Source organism: Pseudomonas sp. P1_F7 (assembly GCF_056405655.1).
Genome location: NZ_JBFUBR010000029.1, coordinates 27,681 through 42,566 on the forward strand (window position 1 = coordinate 27,681; position 14,886 = coordinate 42,566).

At 60.8% G+C, this 14,886-nt stretch carries 13 protein-coding genes; 8 read left to right on the plus strand and 5 right to left on the minus strand.

The window, feature by feature from the left end:
* Positions 1-173: 173 nt before the first annotated feature.
* On the minus strand, positions 174-803 hold the full coding sequence (locus AC1D1M_RS30010; protein ID WP_103396764.1) for a response regulator: 630 nt from the start codon (positions 801-803) through the stop codon (positions 174-176).
* Between the two features lie 70 nt (positions 804-873).
* The gene (locus tag AC1D1M_RS30015; protein ID WP_477778483.1) at positions 874-3,270 is read right to left on the minus strand and encodes a PAS domain-containing sensor histidine kinase; all 2,397 of its coding nucleotides are present in this window, start codon (positions 3,268-3,270) and stop codon (positions 874-876) included.
* Positions 3,271-3,343: 73 nt separating this feature from the next.
* Here AC1D1M_RS30015 and AC1D1M_RS30020 point away from each other — a divergent pair, with 73 nt between their 5' ends.
* Complete coding sequence (locus AC1D1M_RS30020; RefSeq protein ID WP_477778484.1) at positions 3,344-4,333, plus strand: alpha/beta hydrolase family protein; 990 nt, start codon at positions 3,344-3,346, stop codon at positions 4,331-4,333.
* A 116-nt stretch (positions 4,334-4,449) separates the two neighbouring features.
* On the opposite strand, the gene AC1D1M_RS30025 is transcribed toward AC1D1M_RS30020, so the two are convergent.
* From AC1D1M_RS30025 to AC1D1M_RS30035, 3 genes are read right to left on the minus strand one after another with little or no spacing between them, the layout of a single operon-like run.
* Entirely contained in the window at positions 4,450-5,217 is a 768-nt protein-coding gene (locus AC1D1M_RS30025; protein ID WP_477778485.1) for a TerB family tellurite resistance protein, read from the minus strand.
* A 1-nt stretch (position 5,218) separates the two neighbouring features.
* The gene (murU, locus tag AC1D1M_RS30030; protein WP_477778486.1) at positions 5,219-5,890 is read right to left on the minus strand and encodes an N-acetylmuramate alpha-1-phosphate uridylyltransferase MurU; all 672 of its coding nucleotides are present in this window, start codon (positions 5,888-5,890) and stop codon (positions 5,219-5,221) included.
* Positions 5,887-6,906 (minus strand): aminoglycoside phosphotransferase family protein, encoded by a 1,020-nt coding sequence (locus tag AC1D1M_RS30035; RefSeq protein ID WP_477778487.1) that lies wholly within the window; start codon positions 6,904-6,906, stop codon positions 5,887-5,889. Before AC1D1M_RS30035 ends, murU begins: the two co-directional genes overlap by 4 nt.
* Before the next feature lie 130 nt (positions 6,907-7,036).
* Between AC1D1M_RS30035 and AC1D1M_RS30040 the strand changes: the two genes are divergently transcribed.
* The 7 genes from AC1D1M_RS30040 (at position 7,037) to glpE (ending at position 14,685) form a co-directional block, all read left to right on the plus strand.
* Positions 7,037-9,847 (plus strand): LPS-assembly protein LptD, encoded by a 2,811-nt coding sequence (locus tag AC1D1M_RS30040; protein ID WP_477778488.1) that lies wholly within the window; start codon positions 7,037-7,039, stop codon positions 9,845-9,847.
* Positions 9,828-11,144, plus strand: coding sequence for a peptidylprolyl isomerase SurA (gene surA / locus AC1D1M_RS30045; protein ID WP_477778489.1), 1,317 nt, complete (start codon positions 9,828-9,830; stop codon positions 11,142-11,144). The genes AC1D1M_RS30040 and surA overlap by 20 nt, the downstream gene beginning before the upstream one ends.
* Positions 11,141-12,130 (plus strand): 4-hydroxythreonine-4-phosphate dehydrogenase PdxA, encoded by a 990-nt coding sequence (pdxA, locus tag AC1D1M_RS30050; protein ID WP_477778490.1) that lies wholly within the window; start codon positions 11,141-11,143, stop codon positions 12,128-12,130. Before surA ends, pdxA begins: the two co-directional genes overlap by 4 nt.
* Positions 12,127-12,945: a 16S rRNA (adenine(1518)-N(6)/adenine(1519)-N(6))-dimethyltransferase RsmA gene (gene rsmA, locus AC1D1M_RS30055; protein ID WP_103396625.1), complete on the plus strand. Its 819-nt coding sequence runs from the start codon at positions 12,127-12,129 to the stop codon at positions 12,943-12,945. The genes pdxA and rsmA overlap by 4 nt, the downstream gene beginning before the upstream one ends.
* A 115-nt stretch (positions 12,946-13,060) precedes the next feature.
* Positions 13,061-13,441 carry a Co2+/Mg2+ efflux protein ApaG gene (gene apaG, locus AC1D1M_RS30060; protein ID WP_477778491.1) on the plus strand — a complete coding sequence of 127 codons (381 nt, stop codon included), beginning with the start codon at positions 13,061-13,063 and terminating at the stop codon, positions 13,439-13,441.
* Positions 13,441-14,322, plus strand: coding sequence for a symmetrical bis(5'-nucleosyl)-tetraphosphatase (locus AC1D1M_RS30065; RefSeq protein WP_477778492.1), 882 nt, complete (start codon positions 13,441-13,443; stop codon positions 14,320-14,322). The genes apaG and AC1D1M_RS30065 overlap by 1 nt, the downstream gene beginning before the upstream one ends.
* Before the next feature lie 33 nt (positions 14,323-14,355).
* On the plus strand, positions 14,356-14,685 hold the full coding sequence (gene glpE, locus AC1D1M_RS30070; protein WP_007982657.1) for a thiosulfate sulfurtransferase GlpE: 330 nt from the start codon (positions 14,356-14,358) through the stop codon (positions 14,683-14,685).
* Positions 14,686-14,886 lie beyond the last annotated feature (201 nt).

The window sequence follows — 14,886 nt, forward strand, 5'->3', positions numbered from 1 at the left end:
GGAAGGCTTGGGGTAGGGATTGCCCTACAAGAATGGCGCGTTTTGGCAAATGCAGGGGCAGCGATCAGCTACAAGCCGCAAGTAATGGCAAAAGCGGCTCATCAGGCACGTCGTTATTGGATATGTGCACCAATACATAGCTAATGCAGATCCCTGTGGGAGCGCGGTGTTGTTTAGAGGAGCTTGTGCTCCATCGCGTACTTCACCAGTTCCGCCAGCGAGGTGATGTTGAGCTTCTGCATCAGCCGCGCCTTGTGAGTGCTGATGGTCTTGCTGCTCAGCGCCAGTTGCTGGGCGATGTCGTTGACGTTGGCGCCCTGGGCCAGGCGTTCGAACACGGAAAATTCGCGCTCGGAGAGTAACGAGTGCAATGGACGCGAGTCGGTAAGACCGACCTCGAAAACCATGCGGTCGGCCAGATCCGGATCGATATAGCGCCCGCCTGACGCCACTTTGCGAATGGCCGTCAGCAACAGCGCCGGGTCGCTGTCCTTGGTCGCATAACCCGCAGCCCCGACCTTCAGCGCCCGGGCGGCCATCTGCGCTTCGTCGTGCATCGACAACACCAGGATCGCCGGCGGATTGTTCAGGGCGCGAATCCGCGGAATCGCTTCCAGGCCGTTGACGCCCGGCATGGAGATGTCCAGCAACACCACTTCGCAGGGCACATGACGCAAGGTGTCGAGCAACTGCTCGCCATTACTCGCCTCCCCCACCACTAGCAAGTCCTTGGCCAGGCCGATCAATTGCTTGATGCCTTCGCGAACGATGGTGTGGTCTTCGGCTACCAGTACACGGATCACGTTCTTCTCCAGGTTCAAGATCTATCGCGAGCAGGTTCGCGATGACGTCAGAGCAAACAATAGATAAACATCAGGCTGCATCCAGAGGAACGCGCACACTCAAGGAGGTGCCTTCACCCGGCTCACTCTCAAGGGATAACTCACCGCCCAGGATCAACACCCGCTCACGCATTCCGACGATCCCAAAAGACGTTGGCCTGCCAGGTGCGGCGACAAATCCTACGCCATCATCGCTGACCGTCAGACACAACTCGTCGCCTTCCAGCGCCAGTGTCAGTTCGACAGTATGCGCCTGGGCATGGCGCATGACATTGGTCAGCGCTTCCTGAAGGATCCGGAACAAACCGATCGCCTTGGCATCGCTGAGCACCGGCAAGTTGTCCGGTACCCGCACCAGACACGGAATCTGCGTGCGCGCCTCGAAACGCCGGGCCTGCCATTCGATGGCCGAGGCGATACCGGCATCGAGAATCGGCGGGCGCAATGCGGTCGCCACGTCGCGAACCAATTGGAACAGTTGAGCGATCAGGCGCTTCATGCTGCCCAGGCGCTCGTTAAGGCCCGGATCAAGTTGCGCGTAAGCCAGTTCGCACATGGAGGTTTCCAGCTTCAACACGGTGAGCATCTGACCCAACTCATCGTGAACTTCCCGGGCGATGCGCGCTTTTTCTTCTTCGCGCACGCTTTCCAGGTGCGCGGACAACTCACGCAGTTGTTCCCGGGAGCTGGCCAGTTCAAGTTCGATGCGCTTGCTCTCGCTGATGTCCCAGACGATCCCGTCCCAGACATAGGCGCCGTCTTCCAGCTGACGGGTGATGGCCTTGATTTCAGCCCAACGCTGCTCGCCCTGACGCGTGAGGATTCGCCCCTGCCACGACCAGTCGCTGTCGGTATCCAGCGCATGATCCTGGGTCTGGTGATAACTGGCCTTGTCATCCGGATGCACCAGGCTGCGCAAGCCTTTGTCGCGATGCGCCAGCGTGGCCGGCGAGTAACCCACCAGGCTTTCGCTGCCTTCGCTGATGTAGGCAAAGTCGATCTGGCCGGTCACCGGCGCCCGCTCCAGGCGGAAAACCAGCCCCGGAACGTTGGCGGCGATGCCTTGCAACCTCGCCTCGCTTTCCTGCAAGGCCGCCAGGGCGCGGCGCCGCTCGGTGACGTCGTTGAGGTAAACCACCAGGTATTCGCCTTCGCGAAAGCGCAGAAAGCTCAACGAGACATCAGCCGGCAGAATGCTACCGTTGGCGCGCACGCAGTTGGTTTCGAAGCTTTGCGGGCCGTCTTCACTGGCCCGGGCGCGCTTCCACAGATTGAGCCAGCGGTCCATGTGCAGGCCAGGTTCGAAATCGATCAAGGGCCGATCGATGATCCCGCCGGGCAGGTAGCCGAGCATGCTTTCTGCCGCATGGTTGGCATAGCGCACGTGGCTGTCCCAGTTGACCCAGAGGATGCCGACGGTGCTTTGATCGATGGAAAACTGAGTGAGCCGCAATGCCTCCTCGCTGGCGGCACGCAAGGCAATGTCTTCCTGCGCGGCCAGCAGGCGTTGTTCCAGGCTGTGCTGCTGGCGCCGCTGCCAGAACACGATGGCCATGCAACTCAACGTCAGCACGACCAGCAACAGGCAGAGGTTTTGCCAGAACCCCGGGGACTCGGTGAGTCGCGGATACTTGGGTTGCAACCATTGATTGTGCAGTTGTTCCAGATCCTTGGCCGGGATCGCCCGCAACGCACTTTCGACGATGCCCACCAGCTCCGGCTTGTCGCGGCGCGTGGCCACCCGCAACAGCTGCGGCAGGCCGACATCCCCGACTACCACCAACCCGGCAAACTCCGGCTCGACCGACAAGCGTCCCAGCTGCGCCTCATCGATCACCGCATAAGCCGCCTGCTGGCCAACCAATAATTGCAATGCCTGGCGTTCCATCGGTACGCCTTGCAGATTCAGGTGCGGGTAGTTGCCGCGCAGGTAATCGGCGATGGCACTGGGCATGCGCACGGCGACGCGGGTCTGGCTGTCGAGCTTTTCCAGCTCGACCGCACCGGCGCTTTTCTGGTCGCTGACCACCAATTGCGGCACCCGCATGTAGGGGTCGGAAAACTGCCAGAGGCGCAACCCGCCAGGGGTTTGAGTCAACCCCGGGGCGATGTCGATTTCGCCCTCGCGGGCCGCGGCTTCCAATTGTTCAAGGTCGGGAAAATTGCGCCAGCTCAGTTCGACATTGAGGTTTTTTGCGAGCCACTTCATCAACTCGACGTTCACCCCGGACAGGCGCTGCAAGCGACGATCGTATTGCGCATAGGGCGCCTGCAGCACCACGCCGACCCGCAACTCGCCCTGCTGCGCCAGCCAGTGCTGCTGTTTCGGGGACAGTTGGGCAACAGGCGCCGGAGGCGCGGCGGCCGCCCAACCCATCAAGGGAAACCACAAACAGCCGATAACCCACAGGCAGCGAAAACGCATCATTGAACTCTCACACACTGACAAATAATGACCAACCCATTAGGCTGCCGGAACAACTTCTGGCCTGGAATATCCAATGCCCCCTGTCTACCGCCTGGCACTGCCAGCATTGTGCCTGTCGCTGATCCTGCCTTGCGTTTTTTCCGTCGAGGCGGCCGACCCGGCGCCTGCCGCTGATGAAAAAACCGCCGAAGAAAAACCACTCGAACGTCAGCCGCTGCCTGAGCGTAGTCAGGAAGAAGCGAATGCACTTGAGCGAAGAATCCCGGCTCAGGAACAGCAACAACTGCAAGCGGGCACCGACACGTTTCTGGCCTTGTGGAAACCGGCCAATACCGCCGAACCCAAAGGCGCGGTGATTATCATCCCGGGCGCCGGCGAAACCGTTGACTGGCCGCAAGCGGTCGGCCCTTTGCGGCGCAAATTGCCGGACGCCGAGTGGAGCAGCCTGAGCATCACCTTGCCGGATCTGCAAAGCGATGCCATTGCGCCACGAATCGTAGAAGGGACGCCTGCTCCCAAGGCCCCCGAAACCGGCAGTAAAGACTCGACCACCGCGGCCCCCATCGAACAGGTGGCCGGTGGCGAGGCCGATGTGGCCGACAAGACCATCGCCGAAACCACCGAAGAGCAATCCAAGGCAGACGCCGAGCGCATCTTCGCCCGGATCGACGCCGCGCTCGCCTTCGCCGAACAGCAAAGCGCCCGCAATATCGTGGTGTTGGGGCATGGTTCCGGCGCCTATTGGGCCGCGCGCTACCTGAGCGAGAAGCAGTCATCGCAGGTCGAAAAGCTGGTGATGGTCGCCGCCCGGACACCAGCAGCAGCAAAGCCCGAGTTGGCGGAGCTGACCCCGACCCTGAAACTGCCGACCGCGGATATTTTCTACAAGGACAAAGCGCCGGATCGCAACGCAGCACTTGAGCGCCTGCAAGCCAGCAAGCGCTTGAAGTCACCGGCATTCAGCCAGGTCGCGCTCAAGGCGTTGCCCGATACCAAGGCCGAACAGGAGCAACTATTCCGGCGGGTGCGGGGTTGGTTGAATCCGCAGCCTGCGACAGACTGACCGCGTCGCCTTCATCGCGGGCAAGCCACGCTCCCACAGGTTTTATGCCGATCACAAAATTGCGTACGACACAAAACCTGTGGGAGCGAGCTTGCTCGCGATAGCGGTAGCACTAGTTAGCGAAAATCCCGCCGTTCCCGAATCAGCGTGTAGGCGTTATGCAATTCACGCGTTCTCTCGGTGGCCTCACGAACCTGCGTCGCCGTCGCCCCGCTGCCAGCAATCTTGTCCGGGTGATGACGACTGAGCAGGCGCCGATAGGCACGCTTGATCTGCGCCGGTTCAGTGGTGGCCGACACCCCCAAAAGCCTTAACGCGTCCTGATAACTTGGCACGCTGCTGCCCAATGGCCGTTTCTGCGGTTCATAGTCGTGGGCCAACGCCTGCACCTGGTGCGGCGTCCAGCCCAGCCACTTGCCCCATTGACCGATCATTTCACGCTCACTGCTGCCGGCACGACCATCGGCCCAGACCATCCGCCAGCAGGCGCGCAACACGCCTTCTGCCGCATGGGGCTGGGCACTCAGGCGACGCAGATAACCGCGTAGCCGGTCGCGGCCCGACTTGCCGCGATTGAACGCGGCAATCGCACGACGCTGGGCCGGTTCGGACATGTCCAGCGCGCGCATTTCCGCTCGTGCCTGATCGATGTGCCCGGCCATCACCTGGCCGTCGCACTTGGCCAGGCGCCCCAACAGGACAAACAGCAATTCATCGTTACGCAACACCGGGCGACCGCCCAGCTTTTCCCGCAAGTGCCCCCAGCTCTGCAGGTGCAAGCGCCGGTCCAGCGCCTGCCCCAACAACGCGCCAAGCAAGGCCCCCGGAATGCTGGCTATGGCAAAACCCGCTCCGGCTCCAATCAGAGTCCCTGGCCACAGCATGTCAGCGGCTCGCTTCTATTAATGTTTCAACTTCGGCCAGACGCTCGTGAGTGCCGACATCGACCCAGTGCCCCCTCAATTGCTCGCCGGTCACCTGACCGTCAGCCATGGCCTTGCGCAACAGCGGCGCGAGCTTGAAGGCCCCCGCGGTGCAACCGTCGAACAACTGCGGATGCAACACGGCGATGCCGCTGTAAGTCAGGGTAGGGGCCCGCGGCTGACCGTCGCGCACCTGGGTTCCGACCAGGCTGAAGTCCCCGGCCGGATGATGGGGCGGGTTGCCGGCCAGCACCAGGTGCGCCAGGCCATTGATGGGCTGATGCAGCACGCTGAAGTCGTAGTCGGTCCAGATGTCGCCGTTGACCACGACAAACGCTTCATCCCCCAACAACGGCAACGCGCGGAAAATCCCGCCGCCGGTTTCCAGGGGCTCACCTTCCGCCGAGTACTGAATGCTCACGCCATAGCGCGAACCATCGCCCAAATAGTCTTCGATCTGCTGACCGAGCCAGGCGTGATTGATCACGATGTCGGTGAACCCGGCGGCAGCCAGCGCTCGCAGGTGATATTCGATCAGCGGCACGCCGCCGGCACGAACCAGCGGTTTTGGCGTGGTCAGGGTCAGCGGGCGCATGCGCTCGCCTTTGCCCGCGGCCAGAATCATTGCCTTCATGCTTTCACTCCGGCACGCAGACTGGCCAGCAACACATCCAGCTCGGCCAGTTCAGGGCGACGGGCGATCACAGCTTCTATGTAGGCAAAGAAACGCGGCACATCGCCCAGATAACGCGGCTTGCCGTCGCGATGACAGATGCGCGCGAAAATACCGATGACTTTCAGGTGACGCTGCACACCCATCAAGTCGCTGGCACGCAGGAAGTCCTCGAACTCGGGTTGAACCGGAATACCGAGGGCGCCCGCCTGCTGCCAGTAGCTTTCGAGCCAGCCGTGCACGCGCTCTTGCGGCCAGCTGAGGAAGGCGTCCTTGAACAGGCAGGTCACGTCGTAGGTCACCGGGCCATACACCGCATCCTGGAAATCCAGTACTCCGGGATTGGGCTCGCTGAGCATCAGGTTGCGCGGCATGTAGTCGCGATGCACCAGGACTTTTGGCTGTGCCAGGGCGCTGTCGATCAACAGCTCGCTGACCTGCTGCCAGAGCACTTGCTGCGCCGCGTCAAATTCGATGCCCAATTCGCGCTTCACGTACCACTCGGGGAACAGTTCCAGCTCGCGGCGCAGCAAGGCCACGTCATAGCTCGGCAGCGGCGCAACCATCGGCAACTGCTGGAAAGCCAGCAACGCTTGCAGGGCATCCTCGAACAAATCGTCGGCGTTTTCGCTGTCGATGACGTCCAGATAGGTCTTGTTGCCCAGGTCATTGAGCAAAAGAAAACCGCGCTCGAGGTCTTCGGCATAAATTTTCGGCACATTTATTCCGGATTTCGCCAGCAAAAAGGCGATATCCACGAAGGGTTTACAGTTTTCCTGGGGTGGCGGCGCGTCCATCACGATGAAACTTTTGTCACCGCCTTCCCAACGGAAATACCGCCGAAAACTCGCGTCACTGCTGGCCGCAGTCAACGTGGCCGGGGGTACGTCGCCCCAGCCCTGCTCGGCAAAAAGGGTCGCCAATTGTTCATCGAGCCAAACTTTCAGGTGTTGCAAGCGTACATCTTGATCAGGCATTGCAAGGGTCTCCGACGGCGCTAGCCGTCAAGCGGGTCATGCTTTATTATCCAGCATCTTTTTCAGACCATCGAGAGGCGTGCGGCCCACACCGCGGGCAGATGGCACGCAGGAAGCCCGGACTAATAAGATGGCATTGAAATCCCCCGCGTTTCGTAAAAAATTTCCGTTGTTGGTTACCGGCAGTTTGCTGGCGCTGCAACCCCTCGCCACTTCCTACGTGGTCGCCGCGGAACAGTTTGACTGCTCAGTCTCTGCTTCGGGTTCCTGGGACTGTGCGCCAAAGTCGCCGGCTGCTGCATTGCCACCGCGCCCCGTCCATGACGGCGGCGCAGTTTCCGCCACCGGCGAAGCCCCGGCCGAGAACGGTTCCAGCGAAGACTCTGGCGCCAAACCCGCGCTGGTCACCGAATCCAAAGGCCGTGGCCTGAAGTCGCGTAGCGCAGACTACAGTCACCTCGACTGGGTTCCGCGCGAGCAGCTCACCGCCGCACAATTGGCCGAAACCGGTCCTTATTGCTCTGGTTCCTATATCGAACCGATTCGTCCTGGCATGAATGACAAGACGAATAAAAGTGACGCACCCACCTTTATCGGTGCAAAAGCCTCCCGCTATAAGCAGGATGAGCAGGTCGCGACCCTGGCCGGCGACGTTGTCATGCGTCAGGGCAGCATGCAGGTCGAAGCCGACGAAGCCAACCTGTACCAGGCCGAGAGCCGTGGCGACCTGAACGGCAACGTGCGCATTCGCGACAACGGCGCGCTGATCGTCGGCGACCACGCCGACGTGCAGCTCGACACCGGTGAAGCCAAGGTCGACAACGCCGAATACGTGATGCACAAATCCCGCGTCCGCGGTAATGCGCTGTACGCCAAACGTGCCGAGAACGCGATCATCCGCCTCAAGGACGGTACGTACACCACGTGCGAACCGAACAGCAACGCCTGGCAGCTCAAGGGCAACAACATCACCCTGAACCCGGCCACCGGCTTCGGTACGGCGACCAACGTGACGCTGCGGGTCAAGGACATTCCGGTCCTGTACACGCCGTACATCTATTTCCCGATCGACGACCGTCGCCAGTCCGGCTTCCTGCCGCCAACCATCGGCACCGGCAGCGATACCGGCTTCATGCTGGTCACCCCGTACTACTTCAACCTGGCGCCGAACTACGATGCCACGTTGTACCCGCGCTACATGGAAAAGCACGGTTTGTTGATGGAAGGCGAATTCCGCTACCTGACCAAGTCCAGTGAAGGCCAGTTCGGTGCGGCGTACCTCAACGACGAAAGCGACGAGCGCGACAAGCAGTCAGACGCCGAAAAAACCCGCTACATGTACAACTGGCAGCACAAGGGTGGCCTCGACTCGCGAGTGCTCACGCAAGTCGACTACACCAAGATCAGCGATCCGTATTACTTCCAGGATCTGCAGACCGACCAGATTGGCGTGAAAAGCCAGGACTACGTGAACCAGCAGGGTTCCGTCACCTATCGCGGCGACAGCTATACCGCTCGCGTAAATGCCCAGGCCTTTCAGCTGGCGACCGTTTCGAACATTACGCCGTACGACCGCCTGCCGCAGATCACCCTCGACGGTATGCTGCCTTATCATCCGGAAGGCCTGGATTTCACGTACAACACCGAAGTCGTACGGTTTGACCGGGATCTGCAGAACGGGGAATACTTTGACGAAGACGGCGTTGGCTCTCCCCGTCTTGATAACAACATTCAAGGCCTGGCTCGCGCCAATGGCGACCGACTCAACCTGGCTCCGGCTGTCAGCCTGCCATTGAACTGGACCTACGGCTTCCTGAAACCGACGCTCAAGTACCAGTACACCCAGTACCAACTGGATCTGGACAGTACCGGCAAAAGTCAAATCGTGGCTCAAGATCAAGCCGCAGCTGCAGCCGGGACTAAAAATTTCAACGGCCAATTTGACAGCAACCAGAACCGCGGCGTACCGATCGCCAGCATCGACAGCGGCCTATACTTCGATCGCAATACCCAGTATTTCGGCAAGAACTACCGCCAGACCCTCGAGCCGCGCCTGTTCTACCTGTACGTGCCTGAGGTCGACCAGGAAGACATCCCGGTATTCGATACCAGCGAATACACCTTCAACTTTGCGTCGCTGTTCCGTGACAACCGTTTCTCCGGCTCCGACCGTGTCGGCGACGAGAACAAATTGTCCCTGGGTGTGACCAGCCGCTGGATCGAAGACAACGGTTTCGAGCGTCAACGCATCAGTGTCGGCCAGGCCTTGTACTTCAAGGACCGTGAAGTCCAGTTGCCAGGCGTGAACTTCAACGACCGTGACGACGCCAAAGCCAGCGTTTCCCCATATGCACTGGAATACGAGTATCGCTGGAACCGCGACTGGCGTACCACGGCCGACTACAACTGGGACCCGGACAGCCGCAGCCCTCGTTCGGGCAGCGCGATGTTCCACTACCAGCCTGAAGACAACCCGAACAAGGTCGTCAACGTTGGCTATCGCTATCGTAACGACCAGGTGATCTACAACCAGAACACCGGTAAATGGCAGTTCGGCGGTGACTACGGCACCCCTGGCCAGCCTGACTTCGTGAAGGATTACTACAAGATCCAGCAGCACGACTTCTCGGTGATCTGGCCGATCGTGCCGCAATGGAGCGCTATCAGCCGTTGGCAGTATGACTACAACCGCAACCGTACCCTGGAAGCCTTCGGTGGTTTCGAGTACGACAGCTGCTGCTGGAAACTGCGCCTGATCAACCGCTACTTCGTTGATTATGACGAGTTCAGCCAGCAAGCACCGCAAAACGAAAAAGGCGACCATGGCGTCTTCCTCCAAATTGTTCTGAAGGGACTCGGCGGCCTCACCGGCGCCAAGGCAGAGAGCTTCCTCGACAAAGGCATTCAAGGTTATCGTGAACGTGAAGACCAAGCTTTCTGATTGTCTGCGCCCGCTGATGCTGGGCGCGCTGTTCCTGAGTACGGCGGCCAGCGCCGCCGTACAGTCCATCGATAAAGTGGTGGCCATCGTCGACAACGACGTGGTCATGCAGAGCCAACTGGACCAACGCGTTCATGATGTTCAGCAAACCATTGCCAAGCGTGGTTCTGCCGTGCCGCCGGCCAGCGTCCTGGAGCAGCAGGTACTTGAGCGCCTGATCGTCGAAAACCTGCAATTGCAGATCGGTGATCGCTCCGGTATCCGCATTACCGATGAAGAGTTGAACCAGGCAGTCGGCACCATTGCCCAGCGCAACAACATGTCGGTCGAGCAGTTCCGCGCCGCCTTGACTCGCGACGGCCTGTCCTACGACGACGCGCGTGAGCAGATTCGTCGCGAAATGGTCATCAGCCGCGTGCGCCAGCGCCGGGTCGCCGAACGCATTCAGGTCTCCGAGCAGGAAGTGAAGAACTTCCTGGCGTCCGACCTGGGCAAAATGCAGCTGTCCGAAGAGTTCCACCTTGCCAACATCCTGATTCCAACGCCGGAAAGCGCCAACTCCGACGCGATTCAGAATGCAGCCAAACAGGCCGATGCGATTTACCAGCAGCTCAAGCAAGGCGCTGACTTCGGTCAGTTGGCAATCGCCAAGTCCGCCAGCGAAACCGCACTGGAAGGTGGTGACATGGGCTGGCGTAAAGCCGCTCAACTGCCTCCGCCGTTCGATCGCCTGCTGAGCACCATGCCGGTGGGTGATGTCACTCAGCCAATGCGTACCCCGGGCGGCTTCATCATCCTGAAGATCCTCGGCAAGCGTGGCGGCGAGACCCAGATGCGCGATGAAGTGCATGTGCGCCACATCCTGGTCAAACCGAGCCCGATCCGCGACGAAGCGAAAACCAAGGCCCTGGTGGAGTCGCTCTACAGCCGCATCGAGGCTGGCGAAGACTTCGGCGAGCTGGCGAAAAGCTACTCGGAAGACCCGGGTTCTGCCCTCAACGGCGGCGACCTGAACTGGATCGACCCGAGCGCGCTGGTGCCCGAGTTCCGCGAAGTGATGGCCAAGACCCCGCAAGGTCAGCTGTCCAAGCCGTTCCAGACTCAATACGGCTGGCACGTTCTGGAAGTCCTTGGCCGTCGCGCCACCGACAGCACCACACAGGCTCGCGAGCAGCAAGCAATGACTGTATTGCGTAACCGCAAATACGACGAAGAGCTGCAAACCTGGCTGCGTCAGATCCGTGACGAAGCGTACGTGGAAATCAAACTCCCTGGCGCCGACCAGGCAGCGCAGTGAAACCTCAACGTTTTGCGCTGACACCCGGTGAACCGGCCGGCATAGGTCCCGACCTGTGCCTGCTGCTCGCCTCGCAAGCCCAGCCTCACCCCCTGATTGCCATTACCAGCCGCGACCTGCTCATTGAGCGGGCCGCGCAACTGGGCGTGGCTGTCGACTTGCTGCCGGTCACACCGGACAACTGGCCGGATGCACCTGCGCCAGCCAACAGTCTGTATGTCTGGGATACACCGCTCAATGCCAAGGTCGTTGCCGGGCAACTGGACAAGGCCAACGCTGCCTTCGTTCTGGAAACCCTGACCCGCGCCGGCCAGGGCTGCCTGAGCGGGGATTTTGCCGGCATGATTACCGCGCCGGTGCACAAGGGTGTGATCAACGAATCCGGCATCGCCTTTTCCGGGCACACCGAATTCCTCGCCGACCTGACCCACACCGCGCAAGTGGTGATGATGCTGGCCACACGCGGTTTGCGCGTGGCTCTGGTGACCACTCACCTGCCCCTTCGCGAGATTGCCGATGCAATCACGCCGGAGCGTCTGGAACGCGTCACGCGAATCCTGCACGCCGACCTGCAAAAAAAGTTCGGCATCGCCCGGCCACGCATCCTGGTCTGCGGGCTCAACCCCCATGCCGGCGAAGGCGGACACCTGGGCCATGAAGAAATCGATATCATCGAACCCACATTAGAGCGCTTGCGCGGCGAGGGCATGGACCTTCGAGGCCCCCTGCCCGCCGACACTCTGTTTACCCCCAAATATCTGGAGCACTGCGATGCGGTGCTGGCGATGTACCACGACCAGGGCTTGCCGGTGCTGAAGTACAAAGGCTTCGGCGCGGCAGTCAACGTGACCCTCGGCTTGCCGATCATCCGCACATCGGTCGACCACGGCACCGCCCTGGACCTGGCCGGCAGCGGCAAGATCGACACCGGCAGCCTGCAAGTCGCCCTGGAAACCGCCTACCAGATGGCCGAGACCCGTTTATGACCGAGCAATACCAACACAAGGCGCGCAAACGCTTTGGCCAGAACTTCCTGCACGATGCCGGCGTTATCGACCGCATCCTGCGCTCCATTCATGCCAAGGCAGAAGATCGCCTGCTGGAAATCGGCCCGGGCCAGGGCGCACTGACCCAAGGCCTGCTCAGCAGCGGCGCGCAACTCGACGTGGTGGAACTGGACAAGGACCTGATCCCGATTCTCAACCAGCAGTTTGCCGGCAAGAGCAACTTCAACCTGCATCAGGGCGATGCGCTGAAGTTCGACTTCAATAGCCTCAATGCCGCGCCAGGCAGTCTGCGAGTGGTCGGCAACCTGCCGTATAACATTTCCACGCCACTGATTTTTCACCTCCTGCACAACTCGCACCTGATTCGCGACATGCACTTCATGCTGCAAAAGGAAGTGGTCGAGCGCCTGGCTGCCGGCCCGGGTGGTGGTGACTGGGGCCGCCTGTCGATCATGGTTCAGTACCACTGCCGGGTCGAGCACCTGTTCAACGTCGGCCCGGGTGCTTTCAACCCGCCGCCGAAAGTCGACTCGGCCATCGTACGCCTGGTACCCCACGCGGTACTGCCGCACCCGGCCAAGGATCACCGCTTGCTGGAGCGCGTCGTGCGCGAGGCTTTCAACCAGCGCCGCAAAACCCTGCGCAACACCCTCAAGCTGTTGCTGAGCAATGCTGAAATCGAAGCCGCCGGCGTCGATGGCAGCCTGCGTCCCGAGCAACTCGACCTGGCAGCCTTCGTGCGCCTGGCCGACAAGCTCAGCGAGCAAGCGCCACAAAAGCCTGCCGCTGACTGACAGGCGAAGAGCGCTATCGGGTAGGACGCCACTCTGGTCTACTACCCGATACTTGGCCTAGACTGAACTCAATCAGCTACGCCCCGCGTCCCGCTTCGTTTTTAAGGCCCTTTGCATGTCCGATCCTCGTTATCAGGTCGACGTCAGCGTCGTCACCCGCTATCTGGCAGAACAATCGCAACCCGAGCACGACCGCTTTGCCTTCGCCTACACCATCACCGTGCAAAACAATGGCCAGTTTCCCGCCAAACTGCTTTCGCGGCACTGGGTCATCACCGACGGTGACGGGCATGTCGAAGAAGTGCGAGGCGCAGGCGTGGTTGGCCAGCAGCCGTTGATCGACCCCGGCAAGAGCCACACCTACAGCAGCGGCACGGTCATGACCACCAAGGTCGGCACCATGCAAGGCACCTATCAGATGCTTTCCGACGACGGCAAACATTTCGATGCCATCATCGCGCCCTTCCGCCTGGCGGTGCCCGGAGCCCTGCACTGATGGCAACGTACGCGGTCGGTGACCTGCAAGGCTGCCTTGAAGCGTTGCAATGCCTGCTCAAGCAAGTCTCTTTCGATCCGCAGCAGGATCGCCTCTGGCTGGTGGGCGACCTGGTCAACCGCGGCCCGCAGTCTCTGGAAACCTTGCGCTTCCTCTACAGCATTCGCGAATCGCTGGTGTGCGTGCTCGGCAACCACGACCTGCACCTGCTGGCGGCCGGACGCAACATCGAACGCCTGAAGAAGGCCGATACCCTGCGCGAGATCATTGAAGCGCCGGATAGCGCCGAACTACTCGAATGGCTGCGCCAGCAAAAGCTCATGCACTACGACGAACAGCGCAACATTGCACTGGTCCATGCCGGCATTCCACCCCAGTGGTCGCTGCGCAAAGCCTTGAAGTGTGCTGCCGAAGTCGAGACGGCCTTGCGTGACGACAACCTGTTGCCGCCCTACCTCGATGGCATGTACGGCAACGATCCGGCGAAATGGGACAACGACCTCAAAGGCGTGACGCGCCTGCGGGTGATCACCAACTATTTCACCCGCATGCGTTTTTGCACCGCCGAAGGCAAACTCGACCACAAGAGCAAGGAAGGCCTCGATACCGCACCACCTGGCTACAAGCCCTGGTTCCAGCACAAGGAACGCAAGACCAAGGATCTGAAAATCCTCTTCGGTCACTGGGCAGCACTTGAAGGCAAGTGCGACGAGCCGGGTATCTCGGCCCTCGACACCGGTTGCGTCTGGGGCGGCGCCCTGACCCTGATGAACGTCGACAGCGGTGAGCGCCTGTCCTGCAAATGCGACGAACACGGTCATGCCGTGCCGCCAGTCGCCTCATCCACTCCCGAAACATCGTCAGCCAGCGCCCCGCGCTAGACTGCCCATTCTGCCGAGCCACAGGAGCCCGCCATGAGCGAATTCAAACGTATCCCCCCGGAACAGGCCCAGGCCCTGCGCGAACAAGGCGCAGTGGTGGTCGACGTCCGCGACCCGGCCACTTTTGCCGCCCTGCACATCGCAGGCTCGAAGCATCTGGACAATCACTCCCTGCACGCCTTCATCCAGGGTGCCGACCTCGATGCACCGACCGTGGTGGTCTGCTATCACGGCAATTCCAGCCAGGGCGCGGCCGCTTACCTGATCAGCCAGGGCTTCTCCGACGTCTACAGCATGGATGGCGGATTTGAGTTGTGGCGTACGACGTATCCTGCGGAAACGGCGCAAGGCACCTCCGAATAATTTTTTTGTAACGTTGCAGGCCCCGGCCCCCGCGGGCTGGCGCGGTGGCAGACGAACGGTCTGCCACAAACAATTACGTATCTCGCCTTTACCTGCCGAATTCCCAACTATCCTTAAGCGCAGGCCATCCAAAACAGGGGAGAGCCGGTACACCGGCGCACGGGTCATCGGGAGTAGCTTTCGGGGCGGTAAGCCTTGAGG

What these genes read in the sequence shown, in the direction of transcription:
- AC1D1M_RS30020 (WP_477778484.1), top strand. Translation starts at nt 3,344, where the DNA reads ATGCCCCCTGTCTACCGCCTGGCACTGCCAGCATTGTGCCTGTCGCTG.
- AC1D1M_RS30040 (WP_477778488.1), top strand. Translation starts at nt 7,037, where the DNA reads ATGGCATTGAAATCCCCCGCGTTTCGTAAAAAATTTCCGTTGTTGGTT.
- AC1D1M_RS30035 (WP_477778487.1), bottom strand. Translation starts at nt 6,906, where the DNA reads ATGCCTGATCAAGATGTACGCTTGCAACACCTGAAAGTTTGGCTCGAT.
- glpE (WP_007982657.1), top strand. Translation starts at nt 14,356, where the DNA reads ATGAGCGAATTCAAACGTATCCCCCCGGAACAGGCCCAGGCCCTGCGC.
- AC1D1M_RS30025 (WP_477778485.1), bottom strand. Translation starts at nt 5,217, where the DNA reads ATGCTGTGGCCAGGGACTCTGATTGGAGCCGGAGCGGGTTTTGCCATA.
- AC1D1M_RS30065 (WP_477778492.1), top strand. Translation starts at nt 13,441, where the DNA reads ATGGCAACGTACGCGGTCGGTGACCTGCAAGGCTGCCTTGAAGCGTTG.
- murU (WP_477778486.1), bottom strand. Translation starts at nt 5,890, where the DNA reads ATGAAGGCAATGATTCTGGCCGCGGGCAAAGGCGAGCGCATGCGCCCG.
- rsmA (WP_103396625.1), top strand. Translation starts at nt 12,127, where the DNA reads ATGACCGAGCAATACCAACACAAGGCGCGCAAACGCTTTGGCCAGAAC.
- AC1D1M_RS30015 (WP_477778483.1), bottom strand. Translation starts at nt 3,270, where the DNA reads ATGATGCGTTTTCGCTGCCTGTGGGTTATCGGCTGTTTGTGGTTTCCC.
- apaG (WP_477778491.1), top strand. Translation starts at nt 13,061, where the DNA reads ATGTCCGATCCTCGTTATCAGGTCGACGTCAGCGTCGTCACCCGCTAT.